Genomic DNA, 15,336 nt, shown 5'->3' on the forward strand with positions numbered 1-15,336 from the left:
AAATTAAATGTTAAATTGGTATTAATATTTTGATGCATTGTGTTACCAACTCTCCTATACTCCAACAACACGCTTGCTGTATTTCGTAGCTGCTAAATGAATAGGATAGAAATAAGTGCATAACTTTCATAATAAATGCAAACATATAACATGGTCCTTGCTCGCAATTGCTTTGCTAAGCGCATGCGGGGGAGGTTCTTCTGAGCGTCCATCGGTGGTTGTCGTGCCTGTTACACCGCCAGTAACTACGCCGCCAGTGACTACGCCTCCTGTAGAAGAGTGCGTTAACGTTCAACATGATATTATTAGCGCTAGTGACGATGGCACATTCACCGCGCCTTATTCGCCAAGCCAGGTCTTTGATAAAGACACCACGCCTAGTTCAAGATGGTCATCAGCCGGCGTTAATAAAACCCTTACTCTCGATTTAGGACAATCATTGCCTGTTGGTGCGTTAAAGCTTAAATGGTATCGCGGTAGTGAGATTGTTTCGCGCTTTTTAGTCGATACATCAAGCGATAACGTTGCCTTTACTGAAGCACTCAGTGCTTCTGATTCAAGCGGACGCCACAGTGGATTTGAATTGATAAACCTTAGTAGTGACGATGCACGCTATATAAGGATCACCGGTCTTGGTAATAGCAGTAATAGCACCAACGGTATAATAGAAGTTGAAGTACATAGCTGCGAAAATGCAGACGGCAGAATTGTCGAGGCCTACCCGAACGAACTTGGTATCGAGCTTAACGATTGGTATTTAAACATTCCTACTGATGAAGATAACAGTGGCACCTCCGATTCTATTTATGAAAACGAACTTGCTGCTGGCTACACCAATTCTGAGTATTTTTACGCGTCTGCTGATAATGGTATTGTGATGCGCTCGCCCAGCTATGGTTTTAAAACTTCTCAAAATACGAGCTATGTTCGGGTTGAACTACGCGAAATGTTACGACGCGGAAATACCAGCATTAGCACTCAAGGGGTCAACAAAAATAATTGGGTGTTTGGAAGTGCCTCTGCCAACGGGCAAAGTAATGCTGGTGGCGTGGACGGTACGCTCAAGGTAACACTTGCAGTAAACAATGTAACAACAACGGGTGAAAGCTTTCAGGTTGGGCGTTTGGTTATAGGGCAGATTCATGCAAATGATGATGAACCGATCCGCTTGTATTATCGCAAGTTACCTAATAACTCAAAAGGTTCGCTTTATTTTGCCCATGAAAGTCGCCGTGAAGTGAACGGTTCCAATATTGAAACCTACGTTGACATTATTGGCTCACGCAGCAGTAGTCAAGCAAACCCAAGTGATGGCATAGCCTTAGACGAGAAGTTTACCTATATCATTAACGTAACCAATAATTTGCTAACGGTAACAATACAGCGTGAAGGCAAAGCCGACCTTGTCAGAGACTTTGATATGTCTGACAGCCTTTATGATGCTGACAATCAATATCATTATTTTAAGGTTGGCGTTTACCATTTGAATAATTCTGCAGATCCGTCGGAATATGCCCAAGCAACCTTCTACGAAATAAAGAATAGTCATATGGGCTACGCTGATAGTGAATAGCCCAATGTAATTATCTTTTAGCTCAGATGCTGTTCAAAAAAGGCAATGGTTCTTTGCCATGACAACTCAGCATCTTTAGGGCTATATCTGCTGGTCGAATCATTATGAAATCCATGTTGCGCACCGGCATAAAAGTGCGCTTCATAGTCCGCATCATTTTCTTTTAGCACCTTCTCATAATCTTCCCATGTCGCATTAACGCGTTTATCTTGTTCAGCAAAATGAATCAAGATGGGCCCTTTCACGTTTGCCTGTAATTCGCTAGAGGCAGGTGTTCCATAGTAAGGTACTGCTGCATTCAGTTCATTTGGCATACTTGCTGCTAGTAAATTACTGATGTAACCACCAAAACAAAAACCTACCACGCCAAGCTTTCCTGAGCTTTTTTCATGCTGTTTAAGCCAGCGCGCTGCAGCCATAAAGTCTTGCTCAATTTTACTGCGATCAAGGCTGCGCTGCATGCTTCTGCCTTCGTCGTCGTTACCTGGGTAGCCGCCAAGTGGATGCAGTGCATCTGGTGCAAATGCGATAAAACCGGCTTTAGCGAGTCTTCTTGCCACGTCTTTTACATAGGGGTTTAAGCCTCTGTTCTCATGTACTACCAATACACTAGGGGCCGTTTTTTCTAAATTGCGAGGGAGTACGAGATAACCGCTGCCTTTACCGTGACCTCTGGGTGAGTCAAATTCTTGGTAGGTCGCTTTAATATCAGGATCATTAAAACTGATTTGCTCGGCCTTGGCATAATCTGGAATAAGCGCGCTTGATATGAGCCCTAGCGATAGTCCAGTGACTGACAATGAGCCTAAGCGGCTTAAAAAAGTTCGACGGTTAATGTCGCCATGCGCATATTCATCGTACCAATCAAAGGCTTGCTGAGGAATTTGTTCAGGGCTAATATTCTTTTGAGATGACATAGTGGTTCCTGTTATTTTTATGTTGTCGCTTTATTGTATGAAGTAGCATACTTTATATGATAATACCTAGGCATTTGTTCACTTTACTGCTTTTTTCTATTTAAATTCCTATCCTAAAGTTGCAATTATATCGCCTAAAGACTTACTATCGAATAAAGAAAAACATAATGGAATAGAAAACACATGGGCTTGTTAACAGCGATTGGACGTAAAATGACGGCTGCGCGTTTTAGACGCAAGCACTTGCAAATTATTCAAAACATTCAAGCCGATTATATCAATACAATAATAGATGAACTGGTAGAAGATGGCTGGGAAGTGGCTGATCAATATGATACGACATCTTCACTAAATCAACAGGGTGAGTGTATTATTCGTCGCGGCCAAAGCACCTTGACCTTCACCTTAGACTCAACCGTACTGGGAGAAATTGTTGGGCCTGCTCGAATCATTACCAGCTTAGCTCAGCAGTACAAACTTGTCGCACTTGATTCTCCCCAATACTAATTTTTAAGCAGAATAAAGCAATACAAGCGGCAACAATCAATGCTGCTACTATGTTTCTATACTGGCATGACGCTGGCACTAGACTGGCGAAATAAATAAAAAAAACGGAGATTACGATGGAAGTATTGGATTTAGACTTATCCGTTATTGTTTACAATCTTTATCAACTTGCTATTGCCTTCGTGTTGGCGCTTCCTATTGCTGTAAATAGAGAGACTCATACTGATGGCGCAGGTTTGCGTACCTTCCCACTAGTCGCAATTTCATGTGCAGCATTTATGCTAGTTGCAAAAGACGTTTATCCCGACCTAGAAGCGCAAGCCCGTGTAATGTATGGGATCATTACCGGAATAGGTTTTATAGGCGGTGGCTCAATCATCAAAAACTCAGAAAGTGTGCATGGCACCGCCACTGCGGCCGGTATTTGGTTGACCGGCGCAATTGGTGTTTCTGTGGCTTATGGTCGCTATGAAATCGCCGTTGTGTTGAGTATTATTGGGTTTCTTGTACTACGTTTCATGCTTCCTTATAAGAAAAAGATAAACAATTAGTTAGGGCCGTACTAAGCGAGCTAAAAAATTCCTTAAAAAAACACCTTGCCATAAGCAAACTTCACTTATCTGAACCTTTTGATACTGTGTTATTCTAAGCACTATTGTAAAAGAGGAAAAATTGCAGATATGAGTACGCAAACAAATAGCTATTTAGCCATTTTCTCACATGCCGAGAATTTTATGACTGGCATATCTAAAGCGATGATATTGGCCACGCTATTGCTCGCTTCAGCGACTAGTTTTGCATGGTGGCAAAGTGGCCAAACAGTAGCTTCGCCCTATGAATGCACGCAAGTCGCGCTAGAAGATGTAGATAAAAGCTTATTGACCAAAGAAGAACGTATAGCGCTTCTTGATGAATCCTTAACCGCGTCTATCGACAGTTATAGTACGTGCGTAAGTTCTGCTGCCCAAGCCATGTCTGGTGGCGGCTCTGGGCAGGGCGAAGGTACTTCAGGGCAAGATGCCCAAGAAAACAATGACAACACCACTAGTGTTAATAACGCCAGTAGTGGTAATCAAATGCCAGAAGAAATAAGGGCGCAGCAAACCCAACAAACATCAGACGATACGCGCGGCGCGCCTACTTCTAAAACGCCCCGCGGCATTATCCCGCCAAAAGATAATGACAAAATAATTTGTAAGCTCTTATTTCAAGAGATAGCAACAACGCAAGATGCTGATATGCTAAAGGGACTTAAGCAACAGTATCAAAATTATCAGTGCGGATAATACGATTAATGGAAAAATTAATGAGAACCAATATTACGACGCAATTATCGAAACAAAATAGATCTACTCGCAGTACAAATCAGGTGCGTCTGAGTCGTTTACTCAGACGCATAACGCGCTTTACGTCTTGGGCGGTTTTAAGTGCAGTGGTAATTATGGCAGGTTGTGAAAGTACTGCTTCTAAAAACGCCCGTGACCCCATTCTTGTTGGCCCAGCAGAACGTCCGCAAATGGGTTCAGAGCAAAGTGAGACCTTAAACGAGTTAGCCAAAGCTGACATATTCTTAGACGTAGCCATCCCAACCTTTTCTCCAGGTTTGCCACTAGATAGCTATGGTGAGCTAGATGGCGACGAAATGGTTGACGAGGGAATTTGGCCACAACTGCGGCGCACTGAGGCAAAACTCTTCGCCTCTGAAATGAAAACAGCACTTGATAGCAAAAAGGTCTTCGGTAGCGTAAGCGTGGTGCCTGATTCTAGTACACCGTCTGACTTATTCGTACTTGGTGAGATAAAAGAGTCTGACAGTGAAGTTGTTGAAATAGAAGTGACAGTTGTTGACAGCAGCGGCGAGATCCTTGGACGAAAGTCTTTTGATTATAAAGTATCAAAAGGCTTTATGCGCGACCAACGTAATCAAGGCAGAAATCCTTATGAGCCAGTGTTTACCCAAGCCAGTGACTATGTGGTGAGTTTGCTTGCAAAAATGTCGAGCGAAGACAAGCAGGCAATTAAAAATATGTCTTTGATGCGTTATGCTCGATATTACTCACCTGAAAACTATTCTCAGTATGTAGAATCTTCTATAAAACGTAAGAACAGGCAACGCTACTATAAGTTTGAATTGACCGGTATGCCTGATGCCGATGATCCCATGCTCAAAAGAATAGAAGATTTACGCGCCCAGGAGCTTCTTTTTGTTGACCGACTACAAGACAACTATGAAGTGTTTCAAGCGGAAACGCGCAATGCATATGCTACATGGCAGGAAGAAACGCTGCCAGAGATACTTGCCGCTCGCGAGGCAAGAGCTGAACGAAATACAAAAGCTGCATTAGGCATTGGCGCTGCAATTCTCGCGGCGATTTTGATTAAAAAAGGAAGAGAGAAAAGCCGTGAAAGTAACCAAGATACCAGTGAATTTGAATTAGGCGCAGTTACTGCGGCTCTTGGTTCAGTATGGGCAATAAATGAAGCGTTTAAAAATAATGCGCGTATGAAGGTCCATAGCGCGATTATAGAAGAACAAGGCCAAGCGCTGGATTTAAGCGTAAGCCCTACGGTAATAGAATTCGAGAACCAAACGATTGAGCTTCAAGGAACAGCCCAAGAGCAATATTTACAATGGAAAACGCACTTACGTAAAGTGTTTGAGGAAGAGAAAACACCCGACGTGCAATTGTAATAGATTTCATCATTGGTAGAGGGTTAACAAGGATAATTTGGTGGCAAGCGATAACAACAATCAGACTGATCAACTAAACACAAAAGTAGAGCAAGCTGAGCAAAGTGGCGGGGGTGACAACGTAAACGCCGATAAGCCTTTACAAAGTCACCCTGACGCGAAAATCCATGCGCATCAGAAACAGCATCAGCGTCAACTTCGTAAACTTGTGGGCGGTGGTTTGTTAGTTGCGTTTATCATTTTAGCACTGTTCACAGGCAAGTATTTTATGGGCGAAACGAGCGAGCAGCCCAATACAGACCTACAGGTGACTGAGCCCATCTTAACCGACAGCGAAGTGGCCAAATTCCGAGAGGAGTTTAAACAAGCGCTTGTGCAATACGAATTCACTTTGCAAAGCGACGTCGACGAAATAATGCTAAGTGACTTTGAGCCAAATCGGGCAAGCGAACTCGCATTACTTAAAGAGCAGGCCTTAACAGCATTTGCACAAGGTGCATTTTTACAAGCTAAACAAACGCTCGATCAACTTACCCAAAAATCGAAAAGTTTGGTTACCGACTGGAAAGCGCAAATAGCGCAGCACGTGAAAAATGGCCAAGCCGCTTTCAATTCTGATCAAATCCCTCAAGCGCAACTAAATGTTAACAAAGCTTTGGCGCTTTCGAGTACGAATATCGCAGCTCTTGAACTACAAAATCGAATTTATGCCCATGGGGAAGTATCCAAATTAATTGATGACCTCAAAATAGCGGTAAACGAAAATAACTGGCCTAAACAAGTAGAGGTTATCACTGATATCATTGAGCTTGACCCAGAACGAAGTGAATTAGAAAAAGAACTTGAAACAGCCAAAAACAAATACGAACACCAGCAGTTAGCAAAATACTTAGAAGAGGCAGACATTGCTCTGCAAAAAGGTGAATTGACTAAAGCTGCGCAGTTAGTAAGCGATGCAAAAAGTATTAAGCCAAATAGTAAGGGTGCTGGTGCACTTGAAGCCCGTATAAACGCTGCAAAAGCACAATTGGGCTTAGCTGGGCTAAAAACAAAGATCAATGTAGCAATCCAAGAGGATAATTGGGACGAAGTTAGCGCACTAGCAACATCGACCTTAGCCAAACACCCAAATGACGCGGATATAAAAAAATATCAAAGCCAAGCTCAACAAGTACTGTCGGCGAAAAAGTCATTAACTATATTCTTGAAGCGTCCTGATCGTTTGGCTGACGACGGAGTCCGAGAAGCAGCCGCAAAGACGCTCCAGTCTTCATTTAAAGCCTCAATGCTGTCACCCAGTTTGCAAAAGCAAATAGAGCAGGTCGCAACAAGTATTGACCAATATGCAAAGCCAGTAGAGATAACGGTCAATTCTGACGGCAATACTTACATTGTAGTGTTAGGTGTTGGCCATGTGGGCCAACATAAAGAAAAAGTAATATCACTTACGCCGGGAGATTATGTTTTACAGGGCAAACGGGATGGTTACAAAAACAAACGACTAGAGTTTACGGTAAGGGCTAATGCGCCACTCGCGCTTACCCTAATATGTGATGAACGCATTTAAGTCCTTGCTAAGGCCAATAAGAGTAAATAAATAAGAATGCAGCAAGCTATTGATTCAAAAATAAAAAAAGCCCAGCGCAAAGGTGCCGGCGTCTATGTTTTGTCAGCCCTAGTAACAGCTCTAGTACTAATTTCTTTTATTTTGTGGTTGTTTTTAGTCAGAGGCTTCAGTTTAGTCATTGGGCCTATTGATGCTCAAGAAAATGCAAAAGTAGAGCGAGTATCCGGCCTTGCATGGGTGGGAGAGCGCAACGTTTACTCTTTAGGTGGCGAAGTAAGTATTAGCGTAAGCGCCGATACATTCGAACCATTACTGGTGACTATTAATAATCAAAGCCCTAGTACGATTGAAATAATCTTACTACCCAGCCCCGCTACCATTAAAGCCCAGGCGGTATTGGGAAACAACAGTACGCGCCAAAGTCAGTATCTGCCGCAAACTCAATGGTATTTAAATGGCGTATTAATTCATGTAGGTGGCGCGCTGCAGCACAAAACAGCTCCAGGGAATTATCAATTAGAGGTGAGCAATCCTTATTTTGAAACGGTCACTCAAACACTAGATTTAGCCCGCGCAGAGGTGCTTGATATAGCGCCAAACTTAGCCTCGGTTGCTGGAAAGATAACTATCGATTCGGTCCCTAGTGGCATTGAAGTAACCATTGATGGACAAGTTGAAGGTAAAACCCCTCTGGTTTACGAAGGAGAGGGCGGTGAATATGCGGTTGAACTTAAAAGCAGTGATTATATTACGATTGACGAAACTATCGCGCTGCAGACTCGTTTTTTAAGCCCTAAAAGAAATTACCAATTGTTGCCAAAGCCTGGCGTTCTAAATGTAAGTGCCCAGCCAAGTGACGGCGTATTGCTCATAAACAATATCGAGCGTTCGCTAGGGGAAATAGAACTAGCAGCGAATAAAAGCCACAAAGTTGAGTATGTAAAACCAGGACATGACAGCTATAGCAAACTTATAAATGTTAATAAAGATTCGCCGACTTCGTTGGAAATACGTTTACAGCCGCAGTATGGACAGGTGACAATAAATACAAATGTTCCAGCAAGTGCAAGTCTTAATGGGAATCGTCCTGAGAACACGCCAGTAAGTGCGCGCTTACTGTCAGTTAAACAACAGCTGAACGTGTCAGCAGATGGCTACCGAAGCGTAAAACAAAGTTTTGTGCCACAAGCGAATAAAAGTACTAACATCAATATTAAACTGCTGACCGAGTTTGAAGCACGACGGGCTGAAGGCAAGCCATTATTTGTCAATACCATTGGCATTAATATGCTTCGCTTTAGGGGAGATGCCTTCACGATGGGTTCTCCCGCTAATGAAACGGGAAGACGACGAAACGAACATCAAATTGATGTGGATTTTGAAAGGGCATTTTGGGTGTCTGACAAAGAAATTACTCAAGGCCAATTTTCGGCATTTTTAAGCCAAAATAAACGAGTAGAGTCAAAGTTACCCGTTACGGGTGTAAGTTGGCTAGAGGCCGCTCAATATACAAACTGGTTAAGTGAACAAGAAGGCTTGCCCCCATTTTATCGTTTTGTGAACGGGCGCTATGTTGGCATAAATAACAAGTCAAACGGATATAGATTGCCCACCGAAGCTGAATGGGAATGGTTGGCGAGAAAGGCGAAACGCGCCACAACTACCGTTTATGTCTGGGGTAACCAAGAGAAACTGCGCGACAACATGGGTAACTTTGCAGACAAAACAAATAAAGGCAAGCAGCTTATCTTCTTTGAAGATTACCAAGATGGCAAAACGGGAATTGCAGAGGTGGGTAGTTTTAAAGCTGATCGCGCGGGGTTATATGATTTAGACGGTAATGTTAGTGAATGGGTGCATGACTTTTATACTAACAGCTTGCCAGACACGACTAAACGTCACGCAGACTATACCGGCGCTGAAGGCGGTGACAGCTGGGTGATAAAAGGCGGTAATTTTGAAACCGGCCGTTTGCGAGAACTGCGTGGAGCGTTTAGAGAATTTTCTAGCGCGGGAAAATCGACCGTTGGGTTTAGAATTGCACGTTACGACAGTGTGCAATAAACACATAAAAAAACATACATTTTGCAGTTGGCGATAAGAGAATAATATGAAAAAAGCAAACAACACTTTGAGGAAATTACTATTAGCAGTCCTTTGTATTGGTATTTTGGGTGCAACCGCAGTTGTCACCGCCATGCAGATTAGCCTAGATTCTCCAGCCAGTTTACCGAGCGACATTTAATATGAAAAAAGAATATGCCCATACCTCCAGTATGAACCCATCTCCAATTGTTTCGATGGTGGTATTTTTAGCCATAGTGGCGCTCATTCATTTACTCTATCAGGGGGCGATAAGACCTTTTGCTGATGCGGCTATTGCTGTTTATGGGAGCGGCGCAACAAGTAACATTTGGGTTATTTTCAAAGACTTCGAACAGCAGGCCAGTGTAAGCATTGGGATTTTTTGTGCCTTCCTTATTATCTACAAGTATCAGCGTATTGTGTTTCATGAAGAGCCACTTTTTACCATGGATTATCTTGAAGGCTATGATAAAACTCAGGCCCTGGATGTTAGCCAAGCCCTTAACGAACTTGAACAAAGTGCTTATGCTAACAACAGCTCAATGTCTACTTGGATAAATTGCCTTAGGCGCTACAAAAATACACAAAACGTGCAACATGCCTCTAATGCCATTACCGAGAACGTAGAAATGTTGGCAGCCCAGCTCGAATCAGGCAATAGCATGATTCGTTACTTTATATGGGCCATTCCCAGTATTGGCTTTATTGGGACCGTTCGTGGTATCGGCTCTGCGCTGGCAAAAGCGGAAGAAGCGGTTGCGGGCGACATTTCAGGTATGGTCGACAAGCTAGGTGTAGCATTTAATTCAACGTTGGTGAGTTTAATCATTTCTATTATCCTTATGTATTTGCTACACGTGCTGAATAACCGCCAAGACGAGATGGTAATAAACACCCAAAAGAATTGTGAGAAGCACTTGCTCACCCAGCTTCACCATCAAGTATAAATCTAGCCTAAATCATGTTAAAGAAACGACGCGAAGGCGCATTTAATCTAGCATTTTTGGACGTTATGGCCTGTGGTCTGGGCGCAGTTTTGCTGATTCTGATTATTGTTAATTTTAATGACGACACGCCTATTCCTAGTGATGAAATCGAAAAGCTAGTGCAAGAGTTAGCGGCAACTCAAAATCAGTCACAAGCCTTATCAAATAATTTAGATGATCAAGCCTCGCAGATGTCATCGGCGCAAGCTAATGCTAACGAGCAAGCCTTAAGGATTGCACAATTGGCGATAAAGCAAAAAGCCTTGCAACAGGCTATAGCAGAAAAACAAGCCGTAATTGCGGACTTAGAGGATGAGGTGGCAGCGAGTGCACCATTAACAGCTGACGATACCATTGCCTTACCAGAAGTTGGTGAAGAAAATTACTTATTAGGACTTGTTGTCCAAGGACGAAGAATTGGCATTTTAATTGATACGAGTGCCTCAATGACGGATGAAGGCCTAATTGACATTATTAAGCGTAAGTTAGCTAGTGACGAGGTGAAAAAAGCCGGTGAAAAATGGCAGCGCACCGTGCGGATTGTAAAATGGATGCTCGCACGTTTGCCCGAAAGTGCGCAACTTGCTGTGGTGAGTTATAACGATAAGGCCTCTACACTTGGCAATCAGGCGACCACAAGCGCTAAAGTCAGTATGAATATTGACGCTTTGTTGTCTGACCTAAACACATTAATCCCTCAAAATGGGACCAATCTACAAGTGGGCCTAGAGGAACTGCAACGAGCGATGCCCAATATGACAGACCTGTATATTATTACCGATGGCTTGCCTTCGCTAATTAGCGCATCTAGCGGATTTTCAGCAACTAGGGGATGCAACCCATTGCCAGGACAACAAGCAACGATTAGTGGAAGCTGCAGAGTTAAGGTAATGCAGCGTACAATGAACGTGAATAGATTATCTGGAGTACGAACAAACGTTGTTTTACTGCCACTTGAAGGCGATCCACAAGCCCCTGCTTTATATTGGCAATGGGCAAATTTTACCGGTGGTACGTTTATCAGTCCTGCGGTGACGTGGCCATGATGATGCCGAATGACTGCCAAACGCCGGTAACCATGCGATGAGAAAGACACGGACACCCATTGAAGTGTTTAGCCTATCCTTTCTTGATGTAATTTCTTGCGCATTTGGTGCGGTAGTCATGCTTATTTTGCTTGCTAAAAATGGCCAAGACGGCGATTTTAGTCAATCTGCAAACGTGGCAGAAATAACTGAGTCCATTACCGCTTTGTCGCAAGCACAAAGTGAATTAGAAAGTTTGGAAGCACAAATGGCCGCACAACTCGCGAAGCTGCAGCGCGCCCAGCAAGAAGGCGCAAGCAACGACACCAAAGCTCAGGCCCTACAAGCGGATATAAGTCGCGCCCAGCGTGATCTTCAAAAACTTAACGATAAGGCATCTGGTTTAGAAAAGTTAGTCGACAGACGAGAGCGCGCAGCAATTAGTGTTGGGGATGCCAACGAACGAGACGATGAAGTTGGTGGTATTCCAGTTGATAGTGATTATGTTGTTTTCATTATTGATACCTCTGGCAGTATGAAAATCATGTGGAACAAGGTTGTCGATAGCATGAGAGAGGTACTCAACAATCATCCCGAGGTCAAAGGTTTCCAAGTTATGTCTGACAATGGTGAGTACTTACTACCATCAAGCGCAGGGCGTTGGCGAAGAGACACAAGTGCGCAACGAAACGGCATTTTACGGGCTATGCGTTCATGGTCAGGAAGTTCAAATAGTTCACCTGTTGAGGGAATAGAGCTAGCCCTGCAAGCATATGGAAGACGCACTGATTCTTTAGCGCTCTACGTGTTTGGTGATGACTATTCGGGTGGTTCTTATGATGTTACTTTAGCCAGTATTAATCGATTAAACACCAATGGCAAAGGCGAGAAAATAGCCCGAATTCACGCGATTGGTTTTCGTCAAGCAAAGCGTGAATTAGGACAAGACAGTTTAAAGTTTGCGACCTTGATGGCCGAAGTTGCCAGGCAAAACAACGGAACTTTCATTTCTAAATGAAAAAGATGCGCTGAAGGAGTTAAATTTTAAATATGGTTTTCGTATTGGTAAACACTGTAGAGCACAATCTGTATGCATAAAATCACATTATTAGATGGTGGAATGGGACAAGAACTTCTCAAAAGAAGTAAAAGAGATGTCACACCCATGTGGTCGGCAGATATGATGTTGCATGAGCCTGAATTAGTCAGTGAACTACATGTAGATTTTATCAATGCCGGCGCCGAAGTCATTATATTAAACACCTACACCGCTACCCCTCCTCGGCTTGCTAGAGAAGGCCAACTAAATAAACTTGAAACGCTTCACAATAATGCCAAAATAGCTGCTAAACAAGCTGTAGCAAAGTCCAATCATAAGGATGTGAAAATTGCGGGTTGCTTACCACCACTAGTCGCCAGTTATAAGGCGCAAGCGTGTTTAAGCTACAACGAGTCCTATCTTATTTATAAACAACTGGTTGCACTACAAAATGATGCTTGTGACTTCTTTATTTGTGAAACCATGTCTTCAATAACCGAAGCTAAAGCGGCCTGTGCGGCAGCTAAGCTATCTGAAAAACCCTTTTGGCTTGCCTTCACCATCGCTGATAATTCAGAGCAATTATTAAGAAGCGGAGAATCTTTACAAGCAGCCTTACAGGCGGTGTTAGCATTTAAACCAAACGCTATATTGTTGAACTGCAGCCAACCAGAAGCTATCAGTGCTAGTTGGCCACTTTTACAAAAAATAAGATCAAGCGCTGAATATGACATTGAAATTGGTGCTTATGCAAACGGATTTACATCGGTTGAAGAGCTCTACCCAGGCGATACAGTTGCCGCTTTAGATGCCAGACAAGACTTGTCTCCTGATGCATATCTAAAGTTTGCTAAAATGTGGGTTGACTCAGGCGCAACAATTATTGGTGGATGTTGTGAAATAGGACCCGACCATATAAGGGCAATGTCATTGTCACTAAATGACATGGCATAAATAGAAAATGCTTCCCCAAAAGCGTGACCAAGACTGGTGGCTTGCTCGTCATCAACAAATATTGCTGGACAAGGCGCGATTATCTGATTGTGCCGAAATTGTCTTGGTGGGTGACTCAATAATGCACGAATGGGAACTAGAAGGTTATGACGCTTGGCAGCGATACTTCAAAAATCGTTCAGTTCTAAATTTGGGTTTTGCTGGTGATTGTACGGAACATATTCAGTGGCGACTTGAAAATGGTGAGCTGGATAATTTACAAGCGAATCATTATGTGGTGCTTGCTGGCACTAACAATGCGGGTCACAGAAAAGAAGCACCCACCGATATTGCCAACGGTGTGATTCAGATCGTTGAAACGATAAGAGCGACTATTGCATCGCATGAGCACAATCCATTCTCTGAGAAAGTGAACTACCCATCGACGTCACTACGTGTCGATCAATGGGCTTCTTCAGTCTAGCTTTTGTGGCTAGGCTGCTTCTCTTTTCTCAGTTCCAGCAGCAAACTTCAATAACTCGAAGACTTTCGTTTTAATAGCTGATTTTTTCTGAGATGTGGGGGCTGCCCGTGCGACGATCCCAGCCGCAATTAAATCCAATTCACCTGTTTTAGCGATGCTTTTAGCCGCTGATAGGTCGCGGTTTTGGTAGGCCTCGCAAGCTTTACAAGTGAAATGCCTGTCGTTCAATGTTAACACATGATGCTGTGTGCACTCGTTGCAAATCCCTGTGGATTTTTCGAAACGGTCAATTTCGTGATAGAGCTTACCTTCAAGCTCCGCTTTGTATTTTGAAAGCTTGGTTATTAACCCCATCACGTTATCGGCAACCATACTACCATTGAACTTCTGCATCCCTTTTACGTTTAAATCCTCGAACACTAAAATGTCATTTTCATTGGCTATCTGTCGTGAAATTTTGTGCGCAAAGTCGAGCCTTTGCCTTGAGATTTTACCGTGTAACTTGTTGATGCGCTGTTTTGTTTTGTGCCAACGATTTGAGCCTTTATTTCGGCGTGCAAGCTGTCGTTGTAATTGATTCAACTTTTCTTTTGATTGCTTTAAAAACTTCGGATTGTTAGCAACAAAGCCGTTCGAACCCACCACGGTTTGCTTTGAGTTAATATCAAAGCCAGCAATAGTTTTTAAAACGCGAAGCGCAGATTTGCACTCGACCTCTTGAGTGATACTGCATTCCCATTTTCCGTGGCGATACTGAATAGTTACCGTTTTGATTTTGCTCGTTATCTCGCGGTGCAAAATGATAGGCACCTTACCCACTTTTGGGATGCTGATAGTGCCATCTTCAATTCGGATGCAATTGGAGTTGTTGACAGCTCGAAAAGAATCTTTGTGAAGTTTTTTCTTTTTATATGAGATCTTATACTTTGGAAAACGCTGCATTCGACCTCTCGAAAAGGCATTCTTGAGGGCGGTTTCTAGGTCTCTGGCTACCTGTTGCGCTGCCGCCGAGTCAAAAGATTTAACCCACTCGAACTCTTCGAATGGCTTAACTTCCTTAAGAAGCGAAGCCATATCTTTGTAAAACAAAAACGTTTTATCGTACTCATAACGACGCATATTTTCAGACAGCAACAGGTTCCAAATACCACGGGCTGTCGCGCCAAACTCAATGAGTTTGGCTTCTTGTTCTGGCAATGGATTTAGCCTGTAGTTGTATCTAAGCGTCTTTTTCATATACTGTATAGACTACTGTATAAGAATGGGTTGTCAAGATGGAATATGAAACTAAATCACACTGTAAATATCTAATAGCGTTACATTTAATCTTGGTTGTGAAATATAGAAAGCAATTTTGGATTGAAAAAACATTTTGGTCTGACGGGTATTTTGTTTGCTCTGTTGGAAATGCATCTGCTGATACAATTTGAAAATATATTCAAGAGCAGGGTTAGCTATTCCGATTCATCCCATCGACGCCGCTTCGCGTCGATCAATGGGTTTTCTCGGAAAGTTTCGATAAAATATA

15 protein-coding genes are annotated in these 15,336 nt (G+C 43.0%); 13 read left to right on the top strand and 2 right to left on the bottom strand.

The features are described 5' to 3' along the window. Positions 1-115 precede the first annotated feature (115 nt). On the top strand, positions 116-1,573 hold the full coding sequence (locus AC0L6H_RS07120; protein WP_473393434.1) for a polysaccharide lyase family 7 protein: 1,458 nt from the start codon (positions 116-118) through the stop codon (positions 1,571-1,573). Between the two features lie 17 nt (positions 1,574-1,590). Here AC0L6H_RS07120 and AC0L6H_RS07125 read toward each other — a convergent pair whose 3' ends face one another. Beyond that, a complete protein-coding gene (locus tag AC0L6H_RS07125; protein ID WP_473393435.1) occupies positions 1,591-2,490 on the bottom strand; it encodes a dienelactone hydrolase family protein in 900 nt (299 codons plus the stop codon). Positions 2,491-2,673: 183 nt separating this feature from the next. Here AC0L6H_RS07125 and AC0L6H_RS07130 point away from each other — a divergent pair, with 183 nt between their 5' ends. The 12 genes from AC0L6H_RS07130 to AC0L6H_RS07185 all read left to right on the top strand — a co-directional run bounded on the left by AC0L6H_RS07130 (position 2,674) and on the right by AC0L6H_RS07185 (position 13,808). Next, positions 2,674-2,997, top strand: a complete 324-nt coding sequence (locus AC0L6H_RS07130; RefSeq protein WP_473393436.1) for a hypothetical protein — start codon at positions 2,674-2,676, stop codon at positions 2,995-2,997. 116 nt (positions 2,998-3,113) lie between these two features. Further along, a complete protein-coding gene (locus AC0L6H_RS07135) occupies positions 3,114-3,548 on the top strand; it encodes an MgtC/SapB family protein (protein WP_473393437.1) in 435 nt (144 codons plus the stop codon). A 129-nt stretch (positions 3,549-3,677) separates the two neighbouring features. Continuing rightward, positions 3,678-4,283: a hypothetical protein gene (locus AC0L6H_RS07140; protein WP_473393439.1), complete on the top strand. Its 606-nt coding sequence runs from the start codon at positions 3,678-3,680 to the stop codon at positions 4,281-4,283. 20 nt (positions 4,284-4,303) lie between these two features. Further along, positions 4,304-5,689 (top strand): hypothetical protein, encoded by a 1,386-nt coding sequence (locus AC0L6H_RS07145; RefSeq protein ID WP_473393440.1) that lies wholly within the window; start codon positions 4,304-4,306, stop codon positions 5,687-5,689. Between the two features lie 40 nt (positions 5,690-5,729). Continuing rightward, a complete protein-coding gene (locus tag AC0L6H_RS07150) occupies positions 5,730-7,256 on the top strand; it encodes a hypothetical protein (RefSeq protein WP_473393441.1) in 1,527 nt (508 codons plus the stop codon). A gap of 36 nt (positions 7,257-7,292) precedes the next feature. Continuing rightward, the gene (locus tag AC0L6H_RS07155; protein ID WP_473393443.1) at positions 7,293-9,320 is read left to right on the top strand and encodes an SUMF1/EgtB/PvdO family nonheme iron enzyme; all 2,028 of its coding nucleotides are present in this window, start codon (positions 7,293-7,295) and stop codon (positions 9,318-9,320) included. A gap of 46 nt (positions 9,321-9,366) precedes the next feature. After that, positions 9,367-9,501 carry a hypothetical protein gene (locus tag AC0L6H_RS07160; RefSeq protein WP_473393444.1) on the top strand — a complete coding sequence of 45 codons (135 nt, stop codon included), beginning with the start codon at positions 9,367-9,369 and terminating at the stop codon, positions 9,499-9,501. 1 nt (position 9,502) lies between these two features. Then, on the top strand, positions 9,503-10,288 hold the full coding sequence (locus tag AC0L6H_RS07165; protein ID WP_473393445.1) for a MotA/TolQ/ExbB proton channel family protein: 786 nt from the start codon (positions 9,503-9,505) through the stop codon (positions 10,286-10,288). Positions 10,289-10,302: 14 nt separating this feature from the next. After that, entirely contained in the window at positions 10,303-11,373 is a 1,071-nt protein-coding gene (locus AC0L6H_RS07170) for a VWA domain-containing protein (RefSeq protein WP_473393447.1), read from the top strand. Between the two features lie 37 nt (positions 11,374-11,410). Further along, entirely contained in the window at positions 11,411-12,370 is a 960-nt protein-coding gene (locus tag AC0L6H_RS07175) for a vWA domain-containing protein (protein ID WP_473393448.1), read from the top strand. Between the two features lie 72 nt (positions 12,371-12,442). After that, positions 12,443-13,345: a homocysteine S-methyltransferase family protein gene (locus AC0L6H_RS07180; RefSeq protein WP_473393450.1), complete on the top strand. Its 903-nt coding sequence runs from the start codon at positions 12,443-12,445 to the stop codon at positions 13,343-13,345. Positions 13,346-13,352: 7 nt separating this feature from the next. Further along, positions 13,353-13,808, top strand: a complete 456-nt coding sequence (locus AC0L6H_RS07185; protein ID WP_473393451.1) for a GDSL-type esterase/lipase family protein — start codon at positions 13,353-13,355, stop codon at positions 13,806-13,808. 9 nt (positions 13,809-13,817) lie between these two features. Here AC0L6H_RS07185 and AC0L6H_RS07190 read toward each other — a convergent pair whose 3' ends face one another. Then, the gene (locus AC0L6H_RS07190) at positions 13,818-15,044 is read right to left on the bottom strand and encodes an RNA-guided endonuclease InsQ/TnpB family protein (RefSeq protein ID WP_473393452.1); all 1,227 of its coding nucleotides are present in this window, start codon (positions 15,042-15,044) and stop codon (positions 13,818-13,820) included. Positions 15,045-15,336: the final 292 nt, after the last annotated feature.

It is taken from the genome of Glaciecola sp. G7-5, from assembly GCF_055808975.1.

Bases quoted from the DNA above. Each gene is read 5' to 3' on its own strand.
- AC0L6H_RS07175 (WP_473393448.1), top strand. From the start codon at position 11,411: ATGAGAAAGACACGGACACCCATTGAAGTGTTTAGCCTATCCTTTCTT.
- AC0L6H_RS07155 (WP_473393443.1), top strand. From the start codon at position 7,293: ATGCAGCAAGCTATTGATTCAAAAATAAAAAAAGCCCAGCGCAAAGGT.
- AC0L6H_RS07180 (WP_473393450.1), top strand. From the start codon at position 12,443: ATGCATAAAATCACATTATTAGATGGTGGAATGGGACAAGAACTTCTC.
- AC0L6H_RS07125 (WP_473393435.1), bottom strand. From the start codon at position 2,490: ATGTCATCTCAAAAGAATATTAGCCCTGAACAAATTCCTCAGCAAGCC.
- AC0L6H_RS07130 (WP_473393436.1), top strand. From the start codon at position 2,674: ATGGGCTTGTTAACAGCGATTGGACGTAAAATGACGGCTGCGCGTTTT.
- AC0L6H_RS07185 (WP_473393451.1), top strand. From the start codon at position 13,353: ATGCTTCCCCAAAAGCGTGACCAAGACTGGTGGCTTGCTCGTCATCAA.
- AC0L6H_RS07140 (WP_473393439.1), top strand. From the start codon at position 3,678: ATGAGTACGCAAACAAATAGCTATTTAGCCATTTTCTCACATGCCGAG.
- AC0L6H_RS07135 (WP_473393437.1), top strand. From the start codon at position 3,114: ATGGAAGTATTGGATTTAGACTTATCCGTTATTGTTTACAATCTTTAT.
- AC0L6H_RS07145 (WP_473393440.1), top strand. From the start codon at position 4,304: ATGAGAACCAATATTACGACGCAATTATCGAAACAAAATAGATCTACT.
- AC0L6H_RS07165 (WP_473393445.1), top strand. From the start codon at position 9,503: ATGAAAAAAGAATATGCCCATACCTCCAGTATGAACCCATCTCCAATT.
- AC0L6H_RS07190 (WP_473393452.1), bottom strand. From the start codon at position 15,044: ATGAAAAAGACGCTTAGATACAACTACAGGCTAAATCCATTGCCAGAA.
- AC0L6H_RS07160 (WP_473393444.1), top strand. From the start codon at position 9,367: ATGAAAAAAGCAAACAACACTTTGAGGAAATTACTATTAGCAGTCCTT.
- AC0L6H_RS07170 (WP_473393447.1), top strand. From the start codon at position 10,303: ATGTTAAAGAAACGACGCGAAGGCGCATTTAATCTAGCATTTTTGGAC.